Below are 18,617 nucleotides of genomic sequence, written 5' to 3'. Positions count from 1 at the left end.
CTGGAGGAAACATCATGACCAACATCAAATGCACGTCCGCCCTCGCTCTCGGCCTTGTCGCGACCCTTGGCTTTTCGGCCCCGGCCTTTGCCGCAAACCCGATGGTCGGCGGCGCGCCGATGTACGAGTCCAAGAATATCGTCGAGAACGCGGTGAACTCTGCCGATCACACGACCCTCGTCGCCGCGGTTCAGGCGGCCGGCCTGGTCGAGACCCTTCAGGGCCCCGGCCCGTTCACGGTGTTCGCGCCGACAAACACCGCCTTCGAAATGCTTCCGGCCGGAACGGTCGAGACACTGTTGAAGCCGGAAAACAAGGCCATGCTGACCAAGGTGCTGACGGCGCATGTGCTCGCCGGCGACTGGACCGCCGCAAAGATCATGCAAAAGGCTCGCGCGAGCTCGGACGGTCTGGCGAACTTCACGACCGTTTCGGGCGACGCCTTGTCCGCACGCATGAAGGACGGGATGCTCTACGTCTACGATGAAAGCGGCACGATCGCCCGCGTGACGATCGCCGATGTCGACCAGTCGAATGGCGTGATCCACGTGGTGGACCATGTGCTGGTGCCCAAGTAAGCAAGCGCCGCAGACTTGCATCCGCGACGTCATGCCTGTCGCGGGCGCAAGCTGCCGATCGGGTCAGAGGCCGCGTTCTGATCCCTGAGCGAGCGGAAGCGGGCGCGAGGCGCCCCTTCATCTTGGCCGGACAGCGATGACCCGAAGGCCAATATTCACGAGACGCTGTCCGACCCCGCAAGCGACGCCTATCCTGCCTCCACAAATGCTCTCGAAGCGCCCTGGAGAAAACGTGGCAGGGATCAGGGCAGTCGTCCGCTGTGCGCCGGCCCCATTGGGCGCGCCTCGCCGCGGTGCCGGTTGTTGCTGGACAGTGTGGCCGGCTCCGGCGGTGTCTGACGCCTTGGTCACGTGCCCGCAACGCACGCTTCCGGCACTCGGCCACCAAGAGCATTCCGGCGGGCCAAAAACTTTTCTTCCTCCAGGTGCATCCAAACGGACCCGAGCCCGAGTCCTAGGAGTATCGAGCCCGCGGACTGGCCGCGCTCGACACCTGAGGAGACTGAACGATGCACAAGACCTTTTCCGCCCTGACCCTGCTGCTGACCACCTCTGCCGCCACCGGTGCGCTGGCCGACGACCATGGCGCGATGACCGCGATCGGGCTCAGCGGAGACAAGATGCTGCACGTCATCGACACGAGCTCTGCCATGGTGACGGAGTCCATGGAAGTCACCGGTGTCGACCGGCTTCTGGGCATCGACCTGCGCCCCTCGAACGGGCAGCTGATCGGTGTCACCGACACATTCGAGATCGTCGAGATCGATCCCGAGACCGGGGCTGCCACCGTGATCTCGACCATGGACAAGGAGCTTATGATCGAGGCGGGCGCGCCGGTGATCGTCGACTTCAACCCGATGGCCGACAAGCTGCGCTTCATGTCGGGCACCACCAACCACCGCGTCGACATCGAAAGCGGTGCCGTGACGGTCGACGGCTCGCTGGCCTTCGAGGAGGCCGACATGCACGCGGGCGAGGCCCCGGCCATCGTCGCGGCGGCCTATATCAACAGTTTCGGCAAGCCCGAGAGCACCGCGATGTACGACATCGACAGCACCATCGTCGCGCTGATCCGGCAGACCTCGCCCAATGACGGCACGCTGGCGGCGGTCGGCAAGCTGGGCATCGAGGGCGCGGACCACTACGCCTTCGATATCGCCACCGATGCCGAGGGCACCAACACCGCATGGCTTGTGGCTGCGGGTCAGCTGCACACCGTCTCGCTCGACGACGGCTCCGTGCAGGAAAGCTGGGATATCGAGGGCGCTGACGGCGCGATGCTGCGCGACATCACCTTCATGACCGCGGAGATGTGAGGCGTCGCGATACGTCCATGCCGGGCGCAGGCTGCATGCCTGCGCCCGGCTCGAACGGATCACGCAAATCGGCAACGCCTCAACCCGTATCCCGCCCTGCCGTCTTGTGTAAATTGACAGGCCTGCAAGCGGTCTCTAGCCGTAGTCCCATTGCCGCAGCGCAAGAGGGCGGCACAGGGAGAGCAGGAAGTCACGTGACGGATCATGCAGCCTTGATCAGGGCCTGCGCGGGGGGCGACAAATCCGCCCTGCGCGGGATCATGACGGCGGAGGGCGGGCGTATGCTCGGTGTCGCGCGTCGCATGCTGGGCCGGCTCGACCTTGCCGAGGATGCGGTGCAGGAGGCCCTCGTGCTGGTCTGGCGCCGGGCGCATCAGTTCGACGAGAGCCGGGGCAGCGCCAAGGGCTGGCTCTACACCATCCTGCGCAACCGCTGCCTGACCATGCTGCGCAGCGAGGACCGCGAAGTGCCGACCGAACCGCAGGCAATCGACCGCGCCTCCGAGGGCGCCCTTGTCGACGCGGCCTTTGACCGGCTGCCCAGCTCGGCAGATCTGCGCGGGTGCCTGGAAGGGCTTGATGAGGCGACACGCCGTGCGATCCTGTCCTCCTACGTGCTCGGACACAGCCACGGCGAGATCGCTGGTCGGCTGGCAACGCCGCTGGGCACGGTAAAGGCACGTATCCGGCGCGGCCTGCTCAAGCTGAGGGAGTGTCTGTCATGACGGACCGTTCTCTTGATCTGCTGATCGACGAGGTTGTCCTCGGGCTCGCCTCGGAGGCCGATGTCGCGCGGCTCGAGGAGCTCGCCGCGCGCGATCCCGAGGTGGCCGAGCGGCTTGCAAGGGCGCGTGACCGCTTCGCCCCACTCGACGAAACCGCCGACGACCTGCCGCTGCCGGAAGGGTTCTGGGAGCGCCTCGCGCCGCGGCTGGATGTATCGGAGGAGACGCCGCCTTCGCCGGAGCCTGAACCGGCTGGCGCCGAGGTGATCGACCTTGCCCCGCTGCGCGCGCGCCTGAACCGCTGGCGCGGCGCCGCCGTGACCGGGATCGCCGCCAGCCTGCTGCTGGCCTGCCTGCTGGGCTGGTCGCTGCTCGCGCCATCTGACCCCCTGGTCGTGGCCGTGCTGCTGGATGACCGCGGCGAAGCCATCGCGCTTGTCGAAAGCGGCCCGGACAACACCACCCGCGTAACCCTGCTCGAGCGGCCCGATGTGCCCGCGGGCCAGGTGATGCAGGTCTGGACCAAGCCCGAAGACGACGGCCCGCCCGTCTCGCTGGGCCTGCTCTCCACCGGCCTGTCACGTGTCTTGAGCGTTCAAGGGCTGCCCGAACCGCATCCGACGCAGCTCTACGAGATCACCTTCGAGCCCTCCGGCGGCTCGCCCACCAACCTTCCGACCGGCCCCATCCTCGGCAAGGGGCTGGCCAAGGAGCCGGTGACCTGAAGCCGCGGGAGCGGGCCATGGCCGGTCTCCGGCCTACCCGCCATCCGCTGATTTCGCGGCAGGGCGCAAAGGCCAAGTTTCTCTCTGTCCGATTTATCGGACCGAAGGCAATTCGACACAGAGTTGTGGTCTTGGCCGCAAACGGTGGGATTTAGAGGCCACAGCCTTTCGCAAGCGATGGCCCAGATACCCAAGCAGGAGAGATCTGAGGTGGTCCCCGAAAATCGGACACCTTTGCAAGCTTGCCGCCAACGATGACGCGGGAGAACAGCGTGGCTGGCAAAAGAAGGAATTCCAGCGCCAAGTTCGAGGCGAAGTTGGCGCTTGAGGCCATCGTGGCGAGTTGGCGGTCGCCGAACTGATGGCAAAGCACGGCGTGCATCGGACGCTGATCAACACCTGGAGGCGCAGGCGGCCGAGAAGGAGGGCGAGATCGACAAGCGGCACGCCAAGATCGGCCAGCTGGTGGTGAAGCGGGATTTTTTGGCCAAGGACAAGCCAGCGAAGGTGCCATCGTGGGCGGCAAGCTTGGCAGAGTGCCCGATTTCCGGGAACCACGTCACACGTCAGGGCGCTGTATGCGCATCGCACGGCAAAAAGGGCGCAAGGAAGCCTGGATTTCCTTTCGACGTCACCGGGCTTTCATGCCGCGGTGCCCGATCTCGACCCTGTCCTGAGATGTCCGACGCGGAATTTTCCGAGGCCCGAGTGTCGCCCCTGCGCACGGCCCGCGTTATCTGCCGCCTATCTGGTGAAAAGTGTCGAAGACCGACGCCTCCTGCGGCGTACCTTCGTTCGTCATGGCGTGCTCAACGAATGTCGGCAGGCCACCGGGGACAATGGTATCTGCACGCGCAGCACCGAGAAAAATGTGCTTGGCGGTCGCCGGGTCGATCGGGAACCAACACGGATCATCAAAGGTTCCGGCGTATACGCCGACCGCATCGGGAAACCGCTCGAAGCTGAGCCAAAGCTTGGTGCCGCAGTCGGGACAAAAGTGAATGTGAACCACTTTGCCGGAGCCTGCCGATACCTGTTTGTAAACTTTGGGCAGGCCGGAAAGCAGGACGAGGTTGTCTGCTTCAAAGATCGGCTCAACCATATAGGCGGATCCGGTAGCCTTCTGGCAGAAGCGGCAATGACAGACCGTGACACGGCTCGGTTCTGCCAGAGTCTCGTAACGAATGCCTCCGCAAAGGCAGCCTCCCTGATGGCTCGGCATGTCTCCATCCTCCCAAAACCTGCGCCAGGGTCGCTGGCGAAAGAAAACCGCTCAAGCGTCGCACAGTTCGAAATCAATACAAGCGAGAGGCTTGAGAAACATCGCGCTCGGCCTTGGAAGGGCCGGTCGCCGCGCTCCTTCTGAACAGCAGCTTTCCGCAAGATGAAACCGGCGAAGCCAGCTGCGCTTTCGGCACCCGCCTGCCGTCCCTATCCTGGGAACCGGACGAGAAAGTCGACCAAACTGCCACGCGGGTGGTCGCCGAACCGCAACCATCAAGTGTCATGGGCTTCCGAGATGCGCCGAATCCCGGAAGGGTCAGTGCAGCCGGGCTCGCACGAAATAGGCCAGCACGGAGTCCTCTCCAAGCACCCGAAGAGCCTCAAGCCGGTGGAGACCTTCGATCAGCACGTAGCCGTCTCCGTCAGGCCGGAGCTGAATTGGGGTGGTCTGCCCTTCCTCCAAAATGCTCTCCGCGATCTTCTGGACCTTGTCCTCGCAAAGAGTTCTTTTTCGTTTGAGCGGGACCCTGATGTCGCTGATCGCAACGGTGTGCTTTTCCAACATCGATAGAGCATGGGGCAGATCGGCATGAGACGCGAGTCATTTCGAGGTTGGAAAGCACGACACTGGTTCTCAGTTCACCGGAACCCGCGCCCTGGGCCACACATGTGCTTTGGGCCGGGCCGCGTTGAACCGTGCTCTCAGCACTCGCCGCTTGGCACGCGACCCATCAGGCCAGGGCCGCTTGCTTGAAACCTGCCAAATGGGCGGCCTTCAGGAACGCGTTGCGGGCATCGTCGACGGAGTTCATGCACTCCATGGCCGCCTCGACCTTCGCCAAGGCAGTCTGTTGCGCCGCATCGGCCACCGGCCATTTGCGGCGCAGCCAATAGTGGACCTTCTCGATCGTGCAGAAGCGCGTGACGTCCCCGTCTTTCGGATCGATCAGGACAAGGGGCTCGCCCCAGAGAATTTCCATCATATGTGTTGTCTTTCGTATTCGTGAAGCCACGGCGCCGACCCTGGCGAGCCCTCTCGCGAGTTGCTCCATCGGCGGCGCCTGCGGCGTGGGAAGATGTCCGGGCGCAGGAACGCTCACGCGCTCAAGGCCGCCGGATTGGGTGGGGCCAAGACAATGTCATACTAGATGAATGTCGCCCGACCGGAATTCGAGGCGCAGATGTATCTGCGTGTGCAGCCAATTGGTTGGGCTGCAGAGTATGGCCGCTCCGAAGGCGCTCAAGGGTGTTCCTTGCGGTGCGGTTCGGGCCCGAGACAGCTTGAAAGGGCCGTTCTCATTGGGATTGGCCCATCTTGCGGCGCTCGAAAGGGTGTGCCGTCGCGCCGGAAATTATTCCGACTTCTCCTCGGCGGGCTGCGCTGCGGGCTCGGCAACCGGTGTCGGCGGTGTCCGGAATTTCTGGTAGCCGAAAGTTTTCGCTCCGGGACGTTTCTTTGCCGGCTTGCTCAGGAAGTCCTTGAGGTCCAACTGCTTTTTCGAAGGCGAATAGCCCATGTCTCTCTCCTCTAAATGGTCAATCTGAATGGAAGCTGCCGCAGGGCGAGCCCTGCAGCAGCTCCTCCAGGTAAGACTGATGCGGAATGGCCGAGGCCCACAGGATGGACCAATCCACTCGACGCGCTCACCCGGAAATCCGATCTGCTTCGCCCGAAGAGTGCGGGATGTCAGACCGTCGTCTGCAATCGCGACACGGCGCTCCACGGGCAATCCACCCGTTCAGCGCCGGCCACGTCTTCGCGATCACGTCTTGTCGCGCGCTTCGCGGGCAGCTTTGAGGCGCGCCAGCTTTTCGGCGCGCTCGTCGGCTTCTTCTTGCAGTACGCGCTTGGCGCCCGCCGTGATCCTGTCGAGCTGGGTTTCCGGCCCGGTCCGCTTCTCACCGGACGTCCCCTTGGGCTGCGGCGGTTGCCCGCCGTTCCCGGATTGCGCCGGAATGCCCTTCAGCAGATCGTCCAGCGAGCGCTTCAAGCCAGGGCCAGATTGCTGGCGGACTCGCGACCGTCGCGGCCTGTCTCGACATCGAAAGTCACGTTCTGACCGTCGTCGATGCGCGTAATGCCAGCGCGTTCAAGCGCCGTGACGTGCAGGAAGATATCCTTGTCGCCGCTTTCCGGCGCGATGAAGCCGAAGCCCTTGGTGCTGTTGAACCATTTTACGGTGCCATTGGCCATGTCCGTAGTCTCCTGAATATGCTGCCCGCGACATGCGGCAGCCCGGCAAATGTCGATCCAAGACGATCAACCGAAACCGGGTTAGCGGAAGCAGCATTTCGAAGAGAAAAGCGTAAGCTCATCACATGTGGTGGCTGTCGTGCGGGTTTACAAGGACAATCGGAAGGTGGTGTAAATTAAAGTCTGTCGGGGCGAATCCGATGCGTCCGGCACACGGTCCAACTCTTGGGCAACTTCTGAACTGCCGCCCAGATGCCACCTGCGGCGCATCGGTCTCAGGGGTTTGACCGCTCGAGGACCATCCACGTTCACGCTGCCTCCGACCTCCAGGGAGAGAAGATCGCAGTCCCTTCCGCACCAGCTGCCACTCACCGGTGTCACCTGGGCGATGTTGCGCGCGACTGCTACCGGGATGAGGTTCGCCGATCCGGCGGAGCGGTTGGTCGGGCTCTGTCCAGGGTCTCGAGCGGCCCCTCGGTCCCTGCCGGCGTGATCCGCCTACCGGGACTGGGAGAGCGGCCAGGGTTCTGTCCTATGGTCGCCCTCGTAGCGAAAGGGGTTGTGAGCGCTGCTTGAAGCGCGACCCCCGCGACCTGCGACGGAAGCGGCGCCGACCGATTTCCTCCAACATCTTTTCGCGGAAGGTCTCGGCCGGGGTCCTCCAGCCGAGGCGCTTGCGAGGCGTGTTTCTGAGCTGATCGCAGAGTTGCTTCCGTTGGAGGTCCGTTATGGCAGCGACGTCTCGCTGGCTTGGAAGCCAGCAGCCTTCCTCTCGCAAAAGAGCCCGCTGAAATACGCTTGGGCACTTTCGATTTTCCCCACCTCCAACAGGTCTCTGCTCCTAGCCTTGCGGCAGAAGCGGACTGCAAGGTTGAAAATGACCGCCAGTCACCATATCGGTGACCAGTGGTCATTTTGGGGGTAGCATGGATATCAAGGGGAAATGGGCGCTGTTGTCTGGCGCAACCGGAGGCCTCGGCACCAATCTGGCGCACAACCTTGCGGCACGGGGCTGCAATCTTGTCCTCTCCGCGCGCCGACGGGACGCACTGGAGCCTCTTGCGCAGCAGCTCCGCGAGCGCCACGGCGTCGAAGTCCTGGTCGAACCCTGCGACCTGAGTGCGCCGGAGGCGGCCTCGGACCTTCATTGCCGGCTCATCCGGCGCGGGATCGCGGTCGATGTTCTCGTGAACAATGCGGGCTTCGGCATGCACGGGGATTTCGTGTCCCAATGCGTCGATGCGACCGCAGAGATGCTGCGCGTCAACGTTCACAGCCTGACTGTGCTTACCCGACTTTTCGGCTCGGACATGGCGCACAGGGGCAGTGGCGCAGTCCTGCTCGTGGGCAGCCTGACAGCCTATCCCCCTTGCCCGAGCTACGCCGCCTATGCCTCCACCAAGGCCTACGTGGTGCATTTCGGTGAAGCCCTGCATCAGGAGCTCGCCGACGCCGGAGTCGTGGTTACCGTGTTGTCGCCGGGCATCATGGACACCGGGTTCTTGGGAACTGCGGGCCACCGTCCGAGCGCCTTGCTGCGCGCGACCATGCTCACACCGGCGCGCGTGGCCGATATTGGCATCACCGCGTTGCTGAAAGGAAAGCGGAGCGTTGTCGCCGGCCGGATGAACCAGCTTGCCGCCTTCTCGGCACGGTTGCTGCCTCGCGGGCTTCTCCTGCGCCTCATGGCGCGGTCTCTGACCAACGCAAGGTAGGCTCATGATCACCTACGCGTCCGCCGCCGAAGACAAGCAAGCCCGCCGGGAGGCGATCCTCGAGGCAGCGCTCGCGCTGTTTCTCGAAGACACCCGTCGCCTGCCCACCGTCGCATCCGTCGCGACCCGCTCCAAGCTCGCCAAGGGCACGATTTATATCTGCGCGCCTATGACACCGAAACCGGCGAAGTGCTCTGGAAGGGCCGACTGCCGTCGGGCTCGCTGTCCACGCCGATGACCTATGTCGGCAAGGATGGCCGCCAGTACATCGTGCTGACCGCCGGGGCGCCCGCTACAATCCGAACGATTGGGCGGATTACGTCATCGCCTTTGCTCTGCCGGAATGACCCCCTGCCCCCGCGCCCGACCGGTGCGGGGGCTTTCAGCAGACCACCCGCAGCCCGTGTCCCTACGCCGCAGAAAAGCGGACCCGAAGGCGCGCGCGTCGCGAAAGCGCGACAGAACGCACCACATGGCCCCGCCCGGCGCTCGAAAGTCCTGGGCGTCGCCGACTGGGCGTCGCACAGGCGGATCAGGGAGAGTTGCGAGGCACGCGTCCGGGATGGCTATCGGCGCGTCCATGTTCTGCTGAAGCGAATGGATTGGACCATCAACATCAAGAAGACGCGCATGATTTACGATGAGTTGGGCTTGCAGTTCAGGAACAGGCCCCGGAAGCAGCGCGTGAAAGCCAAGCTGCGAGAGGACCGGGAAGAAGCCTCCGGACCGCACGATGCCTGGGCGATGGACTGAATCGACCCATTAAATTCCTGCTCATGCTACAAGGGAGAACGTAGCAATGAGTATGACGATGGACGACAGCAGCCCGTCATCGTGAAACCGCCGGAAAATTCCCGCTTCCGGTGATCCTGCGTTGGGGAGCAGGTCACACAGCCGAAAACTCCAGATTGAAACGGTTTCGTTTTCAGGGGGCAGAGCACCCCTGGCATACAATCTACCTTTTGATGCGATTTTCTATCGAGCTCAGAAGATTATCCTGCGCCGCCTGCAAATGACCCCTTAGCGAAGACCTGGAACTCTCCACATCCTTATCAAAAATCGCATCCATGATATTAAGATGCTCCCGCATCGCTATTTCATTGCGAGCACGTTCGTCGCTGTTGTCCCAGCGGTAATGGAAATAAAATACGAAGAACACGGCATCCTGGAAAATCTGCATTACGCGATTGTTCGAGGCTGTATTCAACAATCCATGGAATGCATTGTCGAGTTCAACAAATGGAAGCGTCTCACCGCCTTTGGTTTCGAGCAGGTCAAGGTGCTGGTTCCGGAGGCTGTAGAGCGTGCGCCAGAACGGGTCCTGTTCGGGGAGCTCTATCAAGGGTGCAATCGAATTCAGTTCGAACATCATCCGCACATCTAGCATCTGCGAGAAGAAGGTCCGGTCGAGGTCTTCGACCACCCATTCACGATCGCGAACTTTTCGGAAGTATCCGAATTGGCTCATAGAGATGAGGAACTCACGCACCGACAAGAGCGGTATTCGGAGTCGTGCGGCGACCTTGCGTTCATCGATGTACATGCCCGGAGCTAGCTCTTGCTCGATTATCCAGTGCATGAACGCTCTGCGAAGGATGTCCTTGGTCTCAAGCGTCTCGCTGCGATCGTAGTAGTCGGATGGCCTGACTGACCTGGCAGCGCCTCCGAGACTGTCGGCAAGGAGGCTGTTTTCTTGTAGGCGCTCGACGAGCGGACGCGCCATGGTCCTGCTGATCATCAGAGCGTTCGCGAACCCGGAAATGCTATCCACGGTCCCGCCAGACGCGAGAAAGTCTAGCGATTCATTATACTTCTGCCGAAATTTCCGCTGCGTTCGCGCCATAGTCGCCAGACGAATTTAACCCTGTTTCTTAATCATTAAAGACATTTGAACGGGGAGCAAAGCCTCGGCACGTTAGCGGCGACTACAAAACGAGCAACGTTGTTCAAAGGAGGAGCACGATGAAAACGACGTACCTCAAGGTTCTCGCGATGAGTGCCGGCCTGATCGGTTCGGCAACCGCTGCCGCTCAGGCCCAGGAGGTTCTGAAATGGGGGCACACCTACGAAGTAGGGTCCATTTACCATCAAGCGGCTCAGCGCAGCGCCGATGCCTTTGAGGCGGCAACCGATGGCCGCTATGAGATCGAGGTCTTCCCCGCATCGCAGCTCGGGAATGAGGCGGCGCTCAATGACGCACTCTCGATCGGCACTGTCGATATCATCTACAGCGGCCCGACCTTCATGGCGCAGTATTACGGTCCGATTGTTGTTTCCGCTTATCCCTTCGCTCTGCGGGATTACAACCATTGGAAGGCGTACAGCCAATCGGACCTCTTTGCTGAACTCGGCGAGGGATACGAGGAAGCAACCGGAAATCACATCGCCTCTCTGACCTACTATGGCACACGTCATGTGACAGCCAATGAGCCGATCCTTACGCCAGAAGACATGAAAGGGCTCAAGATCCGCACTCCTGGCAACCCGGCCTACCAGTGGTTCCCGAATGCAGCCGGCGCCAACGCAACGCCGATTTCGTTCTCCGAGGTCTATCTCGCCCTTCAGCAGGGCGTGGTTGATGCTCAGGAAAATCCTCTTCCGGTCATCCAATCGAAGCGGTTCTACGAGGTACAGTCGAACATCAATCTGACCGGGCACATCACAAACTCCTTGATCACCTTGCTGTCCCCCTCCGCGGTCGACCGACTGGCTGATGACTATGACACCCTTGCAGCAATTCTGCAGGAGAACGCTCTCTGGGCCTCCAACCAGATCGTTGCCGCTGAAGGCGAGCTTGCTGAGTGGTTCAAAGACGAGGGGGTGACCATCAATAAGGTGGATCGCCAACCCTTCATCGATCTGATGAGGGAGTATCTCGACAAGCAGGACTTCCCCTTCTCGAAGGAGCAGTACGAGCGCCTTCAGGCCATCAAAGGCTGATTGCGCGAAAATGCAAAGGCGTCCGGGGACACGTCACCTGGCCGTCTTTCGCCTGATTTCATTGGGAGGAGACCAATGTCAGTCAATGATAACATCGACGCCTTGATCGATGCGCAAGAGCGCGACGAGGTCGAACAACTGAAGAAGCTCGATGTCGGTCTACGTGACCTTCCCGCGCTTCTAATCTTTCTTGCGCTCTTCGTGACGGTTTTTCTGCAGTTCTTCACGCGCTACGTGCTCAATGACTCGCTGGCATTCACCGAAGAGCTCGCCCGCTATCTCCTGATAGTCCTAACTTTCGTTGCCGCCATACGTTGCCAATTGAGGGACAGCCATATCCGGCTGGAGCTTGTAGATGGACTGGCCGCCAAATTCCTGAAGCAAGTTAAGCTCCTGTCTTTGGTCCTCAGTACGGTGTTTTTTGGGGTGTTCGCCTACGCGCTGTGGGGGCTCGCCTCCAAGACCTGGCGGCTTCAGATGATCTCACTGCCATTCCCAAAATACTACCTCTATGCAGTTGTGATGATCGCTCTTGTGATCCTTGTCGCTGTACACGTCCGACAGTTCCTGACCCTGGTGTTGGGGGACAGGAAATGACTATCTTTCTGCTCTTCGTCATCCTGTTCGGGCTGATGTTCCTTCGCGTGCCGATTGCCATCGCCCTTGGACTGTCGTCGCTGGCCTACATCCTGATATCGGGCCAACCGGTCATCCTTCTCGCGCATACGACACTGAATGGCATGGACAGCTTTCCACTGCTGGCAATTCCGTTCTTCATTTTTGCCGGCGGTCTCATGAACTCGGGCGGCATCACCAAGAGGATTTTCGGTTTTGCGCGCGCTCTGGTGGGCTGGGCGCACGGTGGGCTCGGCCACGTCAATGTAGGTGCGAGCATCATCTTCGCCGGTATGTCCGGCGCTGCCGTTGCCGACGCTGGCGGGCTCGGTCAAATCGAGATCGAGGCCATGCGTGAGGCGGGCTATGATGACGATTTTTCGGTCGGAGTCACTGCAGCATCCTCGACTATCGGCCCCATCATTCCCCCTTCTCTGCCACTGGTCATATTTGGTGTCATGGCATCCGTGTCGATCGGCGAATTGTTCGTCGCCGGGATCATTCCCGGCCTGTTGATGGCGCTATCTCTGTCCCTGATGGTCTGGTGGTTTTCCCGCAAGCGAGGTTACCCGCGAGACACGTCATTCAGCGTCGCCAACGTTTGGATCAAGTTCCGCGAGGCTTTCTTGCCGCTCATGACGCCGGTCATCATCGTGGGAGGCATTGCAACGGGAGCCTTTACCCCGACTGAAGCTGCCGTGTGCGCGTCAGCGTTTGCTCTGTTCCTGGGTGTTGTGATCTATCGGACGCTCGATTTGCGCCGGATAATCTCTGTTTCGATCGACACGATCGAAACCACCGCAGCATTGTTGCTGATCGTGGGCACGGCAAGCGTCTTCGCTTGGATTCTGACGGCGAACCAGGCTGCGGCCTTATTCGCGGAGGGTTTGCTCGGCGTCACTGAAAACAAGACCATTGTCCTGCTCATGATCCTCCTGGTCGTGTTGATAGTCGGCCTGTTCATGGAGACCATCGCGGCCATTTCTATCTTGGTGCCGATCCTGATGCCGGTCGCCGCCCAAGTCGGCATTGATCCAGTACACCTCGGGATCATCGTCATCTTGAACCTCATGCTCGGGCTGCTCACGCCGCCGGTCGGCATGGTGCTCTACGTCTTGTCACGTGTGTCGAATGTCCCGTTCAAGCAATGCGTGTCGGCCACGATGCCCTTTGTCGTGCCCCTGGTCCTCGTTCTGCTGCTGCTGACGTTCGTCCCACAAATCACCCTTTTCCTTCCTGAACTGCTCTACCGGAACTGATCCGGTCGCTCCGCAACGAGAAAGCTGATCCCATGATTGAAACTATGCGCTGGTTCGGACCGGACGATCCCGTCACGCTCTCAAATATTCGCCAGGCCGGGGCCACCGGCATTGTCACAGCCCTGCACGATGTGCCGCTTGAAAAGGCGTGGACATCCGAGCAGGTCAAAGCTCGCAAGGCCAAGATCCGTGATGCGGGGCTCGAATGGGATGTGGTGGAGAGCATACCCGTAGCCGAAGAGATCAAGGCGACAGGCGCACAGGCCGAAAAGGCTATCGAGACGTGGATCGAGAGCCTTCGCGCCGTCGCTGAGGCGGGCATTCCAACGGTCTGTTACAACTTTTCCATTGGTGTCGACTGGGTCCGGACAGACACTGAATTTAGCCTTGCCAATGGTGTACAGGCACTTCGATTTGATGCGACAGTCTTCGCGGCATTCGAGCTTTTCATCATGAAAAGGCCGGGTGCCGAGGGCTCCTACGATCAACGTCGGATTGAGGCCGCGGAAAAGCACTTCGCAGCGATGACCGACGAGGACAAATCGAAGCTGACCAACGCCATTACCGCAGGATTGCCTGGCTCGATGATCGGCGCGCTAGGCCTAGACCGGTTTCGGGCCAAGATCGCTGAATACGAAGGGCTGTCCAACGCTGACATTCGGCGCAATTTGATTGAGTTCCAATCTATTGTTGTGCCCGAGGCGGAAAGGCTGGGCGTCAACTTGGCGATTCATCCAAACGATCCGCCGAAAAACCTGTTCGGCCTGCCTCTGGCAGCGTCCACACCAGAGGACTTCAACGCCATGTTTGAAGCGAACCCCGCGCGGTGCAATGGCCTGACCTGGTGCTTGGGATCGCTGTCGGTCGGCGATCCCGACGACGCTCTCAGGATCGGCCGAGATCATGCCGACAGAATTCACTTTGCGCACCTGCGGGTCGTAGAGAAAGACGATGCCGATCCCGAGTCGTTTATGGAAGCCGAGCACCTCGGTGGATCGGTGTCATTGGTGGCCGCTCTCGATATCCTCAGGCGAGAAGAGATGCGTCGTCTCGCGACCGGTACACCTCGGCCAATTCCATTCCGGCCAGACCACGGGCATCGTTTGGCGGATGACCTGACGCGCGCGGGCAATCCGGGATACAGCTTCTACGGCAGGCTGAAGGGTCTTGCAGAACTGCGCGGTGCGCTCGCAGGGTTGCGCTATGCGGACCGTGAGGCAGCAGTGTCATGACGCGCTCTTGCCAAGGGGTCCTCTTTGTGGGCGCGTTGACCCTCGACACTCTATATCGCGTCGATGACTTTTCGCGTGGTCCGGGGAAGTATCTCGCCCATGAGAAAGTGAGTACGGCGTCGGGCATGGCGTCCACGGCAGCAACGGCAGCAGCGAGGCTCGGCGGGCGTGCCACTCTGTGGGCGAGCGTGGGCGATGATCAGATTGCGCCCTCTCTGATCGCCGAGATCGCGGCAGAAGGGGTCGACTGCAGCCATGTTCGGCGCGTGCCACTCGGACGCAGCGCGACGGCGACGATTGTAGTGGACGCGACCGGTGAGCGCTGGGTCTTGGTTGACTACGATCCTAAAACTCAGGCACCTCCCAGATCAGAGGACCTGCCGCCAATGCATCGGTATTCCGCTGTGATGGCAGATGTCCGATGGCCCGGGGCATCGAAAATCGCGCTCGATGCTGCGCGCGACGAAGGTCGTCACGCGATCCTAGATGCTGATCATGCATCGGAAGAAGTGCTGCTCACCCTCGCCCCGAGTGCCACGCACATCGTGGCCTCGCAAGCGGGGGCTTCGATCCTGTCCGGCCAGACTTCCCCCTCGGATGCCGCTCAGGCGATCTGCGCGAGATATGGCTGCTTTTCCTGCGTGACAGCCGGGGGTCAAGGCGCCTATTGGACCGCCCCTCACACGGGTGAGGTCCATCATATCGCCAACCCACGGGTTGACGTCGTGGACACGAACGCGGCTGGCGACGTGTTCCACGGTGCTTTCGCACTGGCACTGGCTGAGGGCCGGTCACCGGAAAGCGCGCTGCGTTTTGCGAGCGCGGCCGCGGCGCTGAAATGCACCGTCGTCGGTGGCCGTTTGGGCGCGCCGAACCGACAACAGACCCTAGAACTCATGAAGGCAAGCTACAATGAAAGCTGATGAACTGAAGAACGCCCTCGAAGCAGTGCGAGTGGTTCCGGTGATTGATCCGAAATGTCAGGATCAATGCCTCTCTGCTGTGGACGCATTGGTCGCGGGCGGCGCAACGACCATCGAGATTACGTTGCGGAGTGAGCTCGCAATCGACACTCTTCGGGCGTGCCGCCTGCGCCACCCCGACATCATTCTTGGCGCGGGCAGTGTCATGGACCCTATGACCTACGACATCGCTGTCGAGGCCGGCGCAGACTTTACCATTAGCCCTGGGCGTTGCAGTGACCTGGAGAGCTATACTGCGGGGAAAAACGTGGCTCACGTACCGGGGGTAGTGACCCCCAGCGAAATCATTGAAGCGCGGAAATCCGGACAACGCCTTCTGAAATTCTACCCGTCGGAAGCGGCGGGCGGTGCGTCGGCACTGAAAGACCTCGGTCGTATCTTCCCTGATGTGATGATGATGCCTTCTGGAGGAATTAAGCGCTCGATGCTTGCGGGATATTCATCTCTGCCTGGCGTCCTCTCCGTCGGAGGGTCATGGATGTACGCCGACGGAGGTGAATACCTTGGGCCCGAAGAAATCCGCGAAGCTATGACGTCCTCCATCGAAGAGATGCGTCGCCTCTGACGGCATCGCTGATCCCAATTCAGCGGTGCCACCCCATTATATGCAACAGGGCTTATATGACCAACGTACTTGAGCAGCTCCGAGAGATGACCGTCATTGTCGCCGATACCGGCGAGGTTTCCTCGCTGAAGAAAAACAGGCCGGTGGATTGTACGACCAACCCATCACTCATACGAGCTGCACTGCAGGACCCGGCCGCAGAAGAGCTGGTCGCTCGGGAAATTGAAGCCGGGCGCAGGGCGGGCAAGGATGCTCCAGACATCGCCGCATCCTTGACCGTGGCGCTCGGGGCCGATTTGAGCAAGGTGGTGCCGGGCCGCATCTCGACCGAAGTCGAAGCGAACCTCTCATTCGACACCGGCGCGTCCTTGGACCGTGCCCGCGCCATCATTGCGGATTACGAAGCTCGGGGAATTGGCAAAGAGCGCATTCTCATCAAGCTGGCTGCGACTTGGGAGGGTGTCCGAGCCGCCGAAATTCTTCAGGACGAGGGGATCGACTGCAACTTGACGCTCATTTTCTCGATGGCCCAAGCCGCGGCCTGCGCTGACGCAGGAGCCTTCCTCATATCACCCTTCGTGGGGCGGATCACTGACTGGTACAGGAAAGCCGAAGGCGTCGAAGCTTATTCCCCTGCCGAAGACCCCGGTGTCAAATCGGTGCGCAGAATCTACGATTACTACAAGTCCAACAACATCAGGACCGTCGTGATGGGCGCTTCGTTTCGCAATGTCGGTCAGATCAAAGCACTCGCGGGCTGCGATAACCTGACCATCTCTCCCAATCTGCTGAACGAATTGGCCCGCGAACAAGGTAACCTCCCCCGCATGCTGTCACCCGAAAAAGCAACCGGCGCAGCCTCCCTGAGCATAGACGAAGCCAGTTTTCGCTGGCAGATGAATGCTGACGCAATGGCAACCGAGAAACTCGCCGAAGGCATCCGCGACTTCGACGCCGACGGCAAAAGGCTACAGCGCCTGATCGCAGAACGGCTGAATTAGGGGACTATGGCAGGTCGAGTTCTATCAAACCTCTTGCCTTGTTCCGGGTCCGCAGCTCCAAAATTTGACTCTGAACCGGAGCCTGCCAGGACAGAAGGTTTCCAGCTGGATGCAACTGCGGCGCGACCGCGCACATGAGCTCGTGCAGCGATCTCCTGCGAAATGTGATTTCGCGCTCACCCGGCTTCGCATCCGCCGCGAATAGCCGTTCCTAGAAATGCTCAGTCGCAGCGAATGGCGATAGGGCAGATGTCAGGGAAGGGCTGGTCAGCGCTCGAAGCCCACGTCGGCACGTAGATCCTCGCACGTCCGGTCTCGGCTGGCGAACAGCGTGCGCCGTTCGCCGAAGGTATCAAATGTCGACTGACTCCGCGATGCTCAGAGCATCCTCAAGCTCGACGCCCAGGTACGGGACCGTACTGTCCGCCTTGGTGTGATCCGGCAGGAGCTGGACCGCGCGAAGATTGCCTGTCTTGCGGTAGATTTTTGCAGCCTTGGTGCGCTTCAACGAGTGCGTGCCGTAGCCGCTCGGCTCGAGACCGATCTCCGCCCCCCACTCTCGAACGAGGCGCGCGTATTGTCGCGTCGAAATGCGCGGTCCGGCATGGAACCGGGTCGGTAACAGGGTGGCGCAGCCGATCATCTCCGGCCGCCTCACCCGAGCCAAGACCGAAGCACGAGTGTTCTCCGTGACTTCGAACTGAGCGGGGCGGCGCGTCTTGCTCTGGAGGACCGATACGCGTTCGCGGATACGATCGCCGGCATCGTGCTCGGCGACCCTCGGACCGACGAGGTCGCAGCCCCGCACCTGCTGTCGATGGCAAGATTGATCAGAGCGAGATTGCAAAGGTTGCACGCGCGTTCGAGGCGCGCACGGATCGCCCAGACCGGTTTCGGCAGCAAAGGCCGTTTCTGGCCGACGAGCCTGCCACGGTTTCAGGGGCGCCGCCGCGCTTCCACGGGTTCGAGCCCAAACTCGACAGTCATTTCCGGTGCGCCTGTACGCGGCATTTCCCATGTCCACTTCAAGTCTTGGGGCCGCTCGCAGCTTTCGGATCGGTCTATGCAGGTCATCCTGAGGCCCGTATCATTCGTGCATTTCAACCCTCCCGGCAGGGCGGGCCTCCACGGATTTGAGGAAGAGCGATTTATGACAAGAGCAATTCACGCAGCAATCCGGTTGGGTACGGTAGCCTTACTGAGCGTATGTGCAACCGCCGCCACCAGCCAAGACGCGATCAATCCCGAGGGGCTCCACGATGCGACGGGCCGGCCCTATTCGCCCTATGCCGACCGAGCATTCCCGACGCAGGTCTATTTTGGCGACACCCACGTTCATACTGCGCTGTCCGCCGACGCGGGCGGTAGCGGAACGCGCCTGCGTCCGCGGGATGCATACCGGTTCGCGCGCGGCGAGCAGGTGACGTCGAACACCGGCCAGCCGGTGAAGCTCGCGCAGCCGCTCGATGATAGTGCCCCGCGGCGTGGTGTAGGAAGCCGCGAGCGTCGCTGATCGCGAGGCTGGCGGTCATCGTCGATCTTCGG

The 18,617-nt window shown here is 61.1% G+C and carries 20 protein-coding genes and 3 pseudogenes; 15 read left to right on the top strand and 8 right to left on the bottom strand.

Annotation, left to right across the window (positions count from 1 at the left end; all coding sequences use genetic code 11):
* Window positions 1–14 precede the first annotated feature (14 nt).
* The 5 genes and pseudogenes from IQ782_RS26825 to IQ782_RS30030 form a co-directional block, all read left to right on the top strand.
* A complete protein-coding gene (locus tag IQ782_RS26825) occupies window positions 15–578 on the top strand; it encodes a fasciclin domain-containing protein (protein WP_194137751.1) in 564 nt (187 codons plus the stop codon).
* Window positions 579–1,087: 509 nt separating this feature from the next.
* Window positions 1,088–1,894: a DUF4394 domain-containing protein gene (locus tag IQ782_RS26820; RefSeq protein ID WP_194137750.1), complete on the top strand. Its 807-nt coding sequence runs from the start codon at window positions 1,088–1,090 to the stop codon at window positions 1,892–1,894.
* A gap of 260 nt (window positions 1,895–2,154) precedes the next feature.
* On the top strand, window positions 2,155–2,619 hold the full coding sequence (locus tag IQ782_RS26815; protein ID WP_194137768.1) for a sigma-70 family RNA polymerase sigma factor: 465 nt from the start codon (window positions 2,155–2,157) through the stop codon (window positions 2,617–2,619).
* On the top strand, window positions 2,616–3,344 hold the full coding sequence (locus IQ782_RS26810) for an anti-sigma factor (RefSeq protein ID WP_194137749.1): 729 nt from the start codon (window positions 2,616–2,618) through the stop codon (window positions 3,342–3,344). Before IQ782_RS26815 ends, IQ782_RS26810 begins: the two co-directional genes overlap by 4 nt.
* A gap of 272 nt (window positions 3,345–3,616) precedes the next feature.
* Window positions 3,617–3,836, top strand: a pseudogene (locus IQ782_RS30030) (transposase); the annotation flags it as partial.
* Between the two features lie 241 nt (window positions 3,837–4,077).
* On the opposite strand, the gene IQ782_RS26805 reads toward IQ782_RS30030, so the two are convergent.
* From IQ782_RS26805 to IQ782_RS26780, 6 genes are all read right to left on the bottom strand, one after another.
* Window positions 4,078–4,566 (bottom strand): GFA family protein, encoded by a 489-nt coding sequence (locus tag IQ782_RS26805; RefSeq protein WP_194137748.1) that lies wholly within the window; start codon window positions 4,564–4,566, stop codon window positions 4,078–4,080.
* 318 nt (window positions 4,567–4,884) lie between these two features.
* A complete protein-coding gene (locus IQ782_RS26800) occupies window positions 4,885–5,133 on the bottom strand; it encodes a ParB N-terminal domain-containing protein (RefSeq protein ID WP_194137747.1) in 249 nt (82 codons plus the stop codon).
* Window positions 5,134–5,299: 166 nt separating this feature from the next.
* Window positions 5,300–5,551, bottom strand: coding sequence for a DUF982 domain-containing protein (locus IQ782_RS26795; RefSeq protein ID WP_194137746.1), 252 nt, complete (start codon window positions 5,549–5,551; stop codon window positions 5,300–5,302).
* Between the two features lie 369 nt (window positions 5,552–5,920).
* Window positions 5,921–6,085 (bottom strand): hypothetical protein, encoded by a 165-nt coding sequence (locus IQ782_RS26790; RefSeq protein WP_194137745.1) that lies wholly within the window; start codon window positions 6,083–6,085, stop codon window positions 5,921–5,923.
* A 246-nt stretch (window positions 6,086–6,331) separates the two neighbouring features.
* Window positions 6,332–6,559, bottom strand: a complete 228-nt coding sequence (locus tag IQ782_RS26785) for a hypothetical protein (protein ID WP_194137744.1) — start codon at window positions 6,557–6,559, stop codon at window positions 6,332–6,334.
* The gene (locus IQ782_RS26780; protein WP_092431303.1) at window positions 6,556–6,762 is read right to left on the bottom strand and encodes a cold-shock protein; all 207 of its coding nucleotides are present in this window, start codon (window positions 6,760–6,762) and stop codon (window positions 6,556–6,558) included. The genes IQ782_RS26785 and IQ782_RS26780 overlap by 4 nt, the downstream gene beginning before the upstream one ends.
* Window positions 6,763–7,688: 926 nt before the next feature.
* On the opposite strand from IQ782_RS26780, the gene IQ782_RS26775 reads away from it, so the two are divergent.
* Both IQ782_RS26775 and IQ782_RS26765 read left to right on the top strand, forming a co-directional pair.
* Window positions 7,689–8,477 (top strand): SDR family NAD(P)-dependent oxidoreductase, encoded by a 789-nt coding sequence (locus IQ782_RS26775; protein WP_194137743.1) that lies wholly within the window; start codon window positions 7,689–7,691, stop codon window positions 8,475–8,477.
* Window positions 8,478–8,993: 516 nt separating this feature from the next.
* Window positions 8,994–9,227, top strand: a pseudogene (locus tag IQ782_RS26765) (IS3 family transposase); the annotation flags it as partial.
* Window positions 9,228–9,432: 205 nt separating this feature from the next.
* Here the strand turns inward: IQ782_RS26765 and IQ782_RS26760 are convergent.
* Window positions 9,433–10,215, bottom strand: coding sequence for a GntR family transcriptional regulator (locus IQ782_RS26760; protein WP_194137741.1), 783 nt, complete (start codon window positions 10,213–10,215; stop codon window positions 9,433–9,435).
* A 224-nt stretch (window positions 10,216–10,439) separates the two neighbouring features.
* On the opposite strand from IQ782_RS26760, the gene IQ782_RS26755 reads away from it, so the two are divergent.
* The 7 genes from IQ782_RS26755 to tal all read left to right on the top strand — a co-directional run bounded on the left by IQ782_RS26755 (window position 10,440) and on the right by tal (window position 17,072).
* Window positions 10,440–11,417 carry a sialic acid TRAP transporter substrate-binding protein SiaP gene (locus IQ782_RS26755; RefSeq protein ID WP_194137740.1) on the top strand — a complete coding sequence of 326 codons (978 nt, stop codon included), beginning with the start codon at window positions 10,440–10,442 and terminating at the stop codon, window positions 11,415–11,417.
* A 75-nt stretch (window positions 11,418–11,492) separates the two neighbouring features.
* Entirely contained in the window at window positions 11,493–12,014 is a 522-nt protein-coding gene (locus tag IQ782_RS26750) for a TRAP transporter small permease (protein ID WP_194137739.1), read from the top strand.
* Window positions 12,011–13,291, top strand: coding sequence for a TRAP transporter large permease (locus IQ782_RS26745; RefSeq protein ID WP_194137738.1), 1,281 nt, complete (start codon window positions 12,011–12,013; stop codon window positions 13,289–13,291). Before IQ782_RS26750 ends, IQ782_RS26745 begins: the two co-directional genes overlap by 4 nt.
* 32 nt (window positions 13,292–13,323) lie before the next feature.
* Window positions 13,324–14,523 carry a mannonate dehydratase gene (uxuA, locus tag IQ782_RS26740; protein WP_194137737.1) on the top strand — a complete coding sequence of 400 codons (1,200 nt, stop codon included), beginning with the start codon at window positions 13,324–13,326 and terminating at the stop codon, window positions 14,521–14,523.
* Window positions 14,520–15,446 carry a PfkB family carbohydrate kinase gene (locus IQ782_RS26735; protein ID WP_194137736.1) on the top strand — a complete coding sequence of 309 codons (927 nt, stop codon included), beginning with the start codon at window positions 14,520–14,522 and terminating at the stop codon, window positions 15,444–15,446. Before uxuA ends, IQ782_RS26735 begins: the two co-directional genes overlap by 4 nt.
* Window positions 15,436–16,071 (top strand): bifunctional 4-hydroxy-2-oxoglutarate aldolase/2-dehydro-3-deoxy-phosphogluconate aldolase, encoded by a 636-nt coding sequence (eda, locus tag IQ782_RS26730; RefSeq protein WP_194137735.1) that lies wholly within the window; start codon window positions 15,436–15,438, stop codon window positions 16,069–16,071. Before IQ782_RS26735 ends, eda begins: the two co-directional genes overlap by 11 nt.
* Window positions 16,072–16,127: 56 nt before the next feature.
* Window positions 16,128–17,072 (top strand): transaldolase, encoded by a 945-nt coding sequence (gene tal / locus IQ782_RS26725; protein ID WP_194137734.1) that lies wholly within the window; start codon window positions 16,128–16,130, stop codon window positions 17,070–17,072.
* A 352-nt stretch (window positions 17,073–17,424) separates the two neighbouring features.
* Here tal and IQ782_RS26720 read toward each other — a convergent pair.
* A pseudogene (locus IQ782_RS26720) lies at window positions 17,425–17,972 on the bottom strand (tyrosine-type recombinase/integrase).
* A gap of 163 nt (window positions 17,973–18,135) precedes the next feature.
* Between IQ782_RS26720 and IQ782_RS26715 the strand changes: the two are divergent.
* Entirely contained in the window at window positions 18,136–18,585 is a 450-nt protein-coding gene (locus tag IQ782_RS26715) for a DUF3604 domain-containing protein (RefSeq protein WP_240989599.1), read from the top strand.
* Window positions 18,586–18,617: the final 32 nt, after the last annotated feature.

Source organism: Salipiger mangrovisoli (assembly GCF_015223355.1).
Lineage (GTDB): Bacteria > Pseudomonadota > Alphaproteobacteria > Rhodobacterales > Rhodobacteraceae > Salipiger > Salipiger mangrovisoli.
This window is presented reverse-complemented; position numbering and strand designations above follow the sequence as displayed.

Excerpts from the sequence above, each read along its gene's own strand:
- IQ782_RS26810 (WP_194137749.1), top strand. The coding sequence starts at position 2,616 with ATGACGGACCGTTCTCTTGATCTGCTGATCGACGAGGTTGTCCTCGGG.
- IQ782_RS26775 (WP_194137743.1), top strand. The coding sequence starts at position 7,689 with ATGGATATCAAGGGGAAATGGGCGCTGTTGTCTGGCGCAACCGGAGGC.
- IQ782_RS26795 (WP_194137746.1), bottom strand. The coding sequence starts at position 5,551 with ATGATGGAAATTCTCTGGGGCGAGCCCCTTGTCCTGATCGATCCGAAA.
- IQ782_RS26715 (WP_240989599.1), top strand. The coding sequence starts at position 18,136 with ATGCAGGTCATCCTGAGGCCCGTATCATTCGTGCATTTCAACCCTCCC.
- IQ782_RS26780 (WP_092431303.1), bottom strand. The coding sequence starts at position 6,762 with ATGGCCAATGGCACCGTAAAATGGTTCAACAGCACCAAGGGCTTCGGC.
- IQ782_RS26735 (WP_194137736.1), top strand. The coding sequence starts at position 14,520 with ATGACGCGCTCTTGCCAAGGGGTCCTCTTTGTGGGCGCGTTGACCCTC.
- IQ782_RS26820 (WP_194137750.1), top strand. The coding sequence starts at position 1,088 with ATGCACAAGACCTTTTCCGCCCTGACCCTGCTGCTGACCACCTCTGCC.
- IQ782_RS26760 (WP_194137741.1), bottom strand. The coding sequence starts at position 10,215 with ATGATCAGCAGGACCATGGCGCGTCCGCTCGTCGAGCGCCTACAAGAA.
- IQ782_RS26790 (WP_194137745.1), bottom strand. The coding sequence starts at position 6,085 with ATGGGCTATTCGCCTTCGAAAAAGCAGTTGGACCTCAAGGACTTCCTG.
- IQ782_RS26755 (WP_194137740.1), top strand. The coding sequence starts at position 10,440 with ATGAAAACGACGTACCTCAAGGTTCTCGCGATGAGTGCCGGCCTGATC.
- IQ782_RS26745 (WP_194137738.1), top strand. The coding sequence starts at position 12,011 with ATGACTATCTTTCTGCTCTTCGTCATCCTGTTCGGGCTGATGTTCCTT.
- IQ782_RS26815 (WP_194137768.1), top strand. The coding sequence starts at position 2,155 with ATGACGGCGGAGGGCGGGCGTATGCTCGGTGTCGCGCGTCGCATGCTG.
- tal (WP_194137734.1), top strand. The coding sequence starts at position 16,128 with ATGACCAACGTACTTGAGCAGCTCCGAGAGATGACCGTCATTGTCGCC.
- eda (WP_194137735.1), top strand. The coding sequence starts at position 15,436 with ATGAAAGCTGATGAACTGAAGAACGCCCTCGAAGCAGTGCGAGTGGTT.
- IQ782_RS26825 (WP_194137751.1), top strand. The coding sequence starts at position 15 with ATGACCAACATCAAATGCACGTCCGCCCTCGCTCTCGGCCTTGTCGCG.
- uxuA (WP_194137737.1), top strand. The coding sequence starts at position 13,324 with ATGATTGAAACTATGCGCTGGTTCGGACCGGACGATCCCGTCACGCTC.
- IQ782_RS26750 (WP_194137739.1), top strand. The coding sequence starts at position 11,493 with ATGTCAGTCAATGATAACATCGACGCCTTGATCGATGCGCAAGAGCGC.
- IQ782_RS26805 (WP_194137748.1), bottom strand. The coding sequence starts at position 4,566 with ATGCCGAGCCATCAGGGAGGCTGCCTTTGCGGAGGCATTCGTTACGAG.
- IQ782_RS26800 (WP_194137747.1), bottom strand. The coding sequence starts at position 5,133 with ATGTTGGAAAAGCACACCGTTGCGATCAGCGACATCAGGGTCCCGCTC.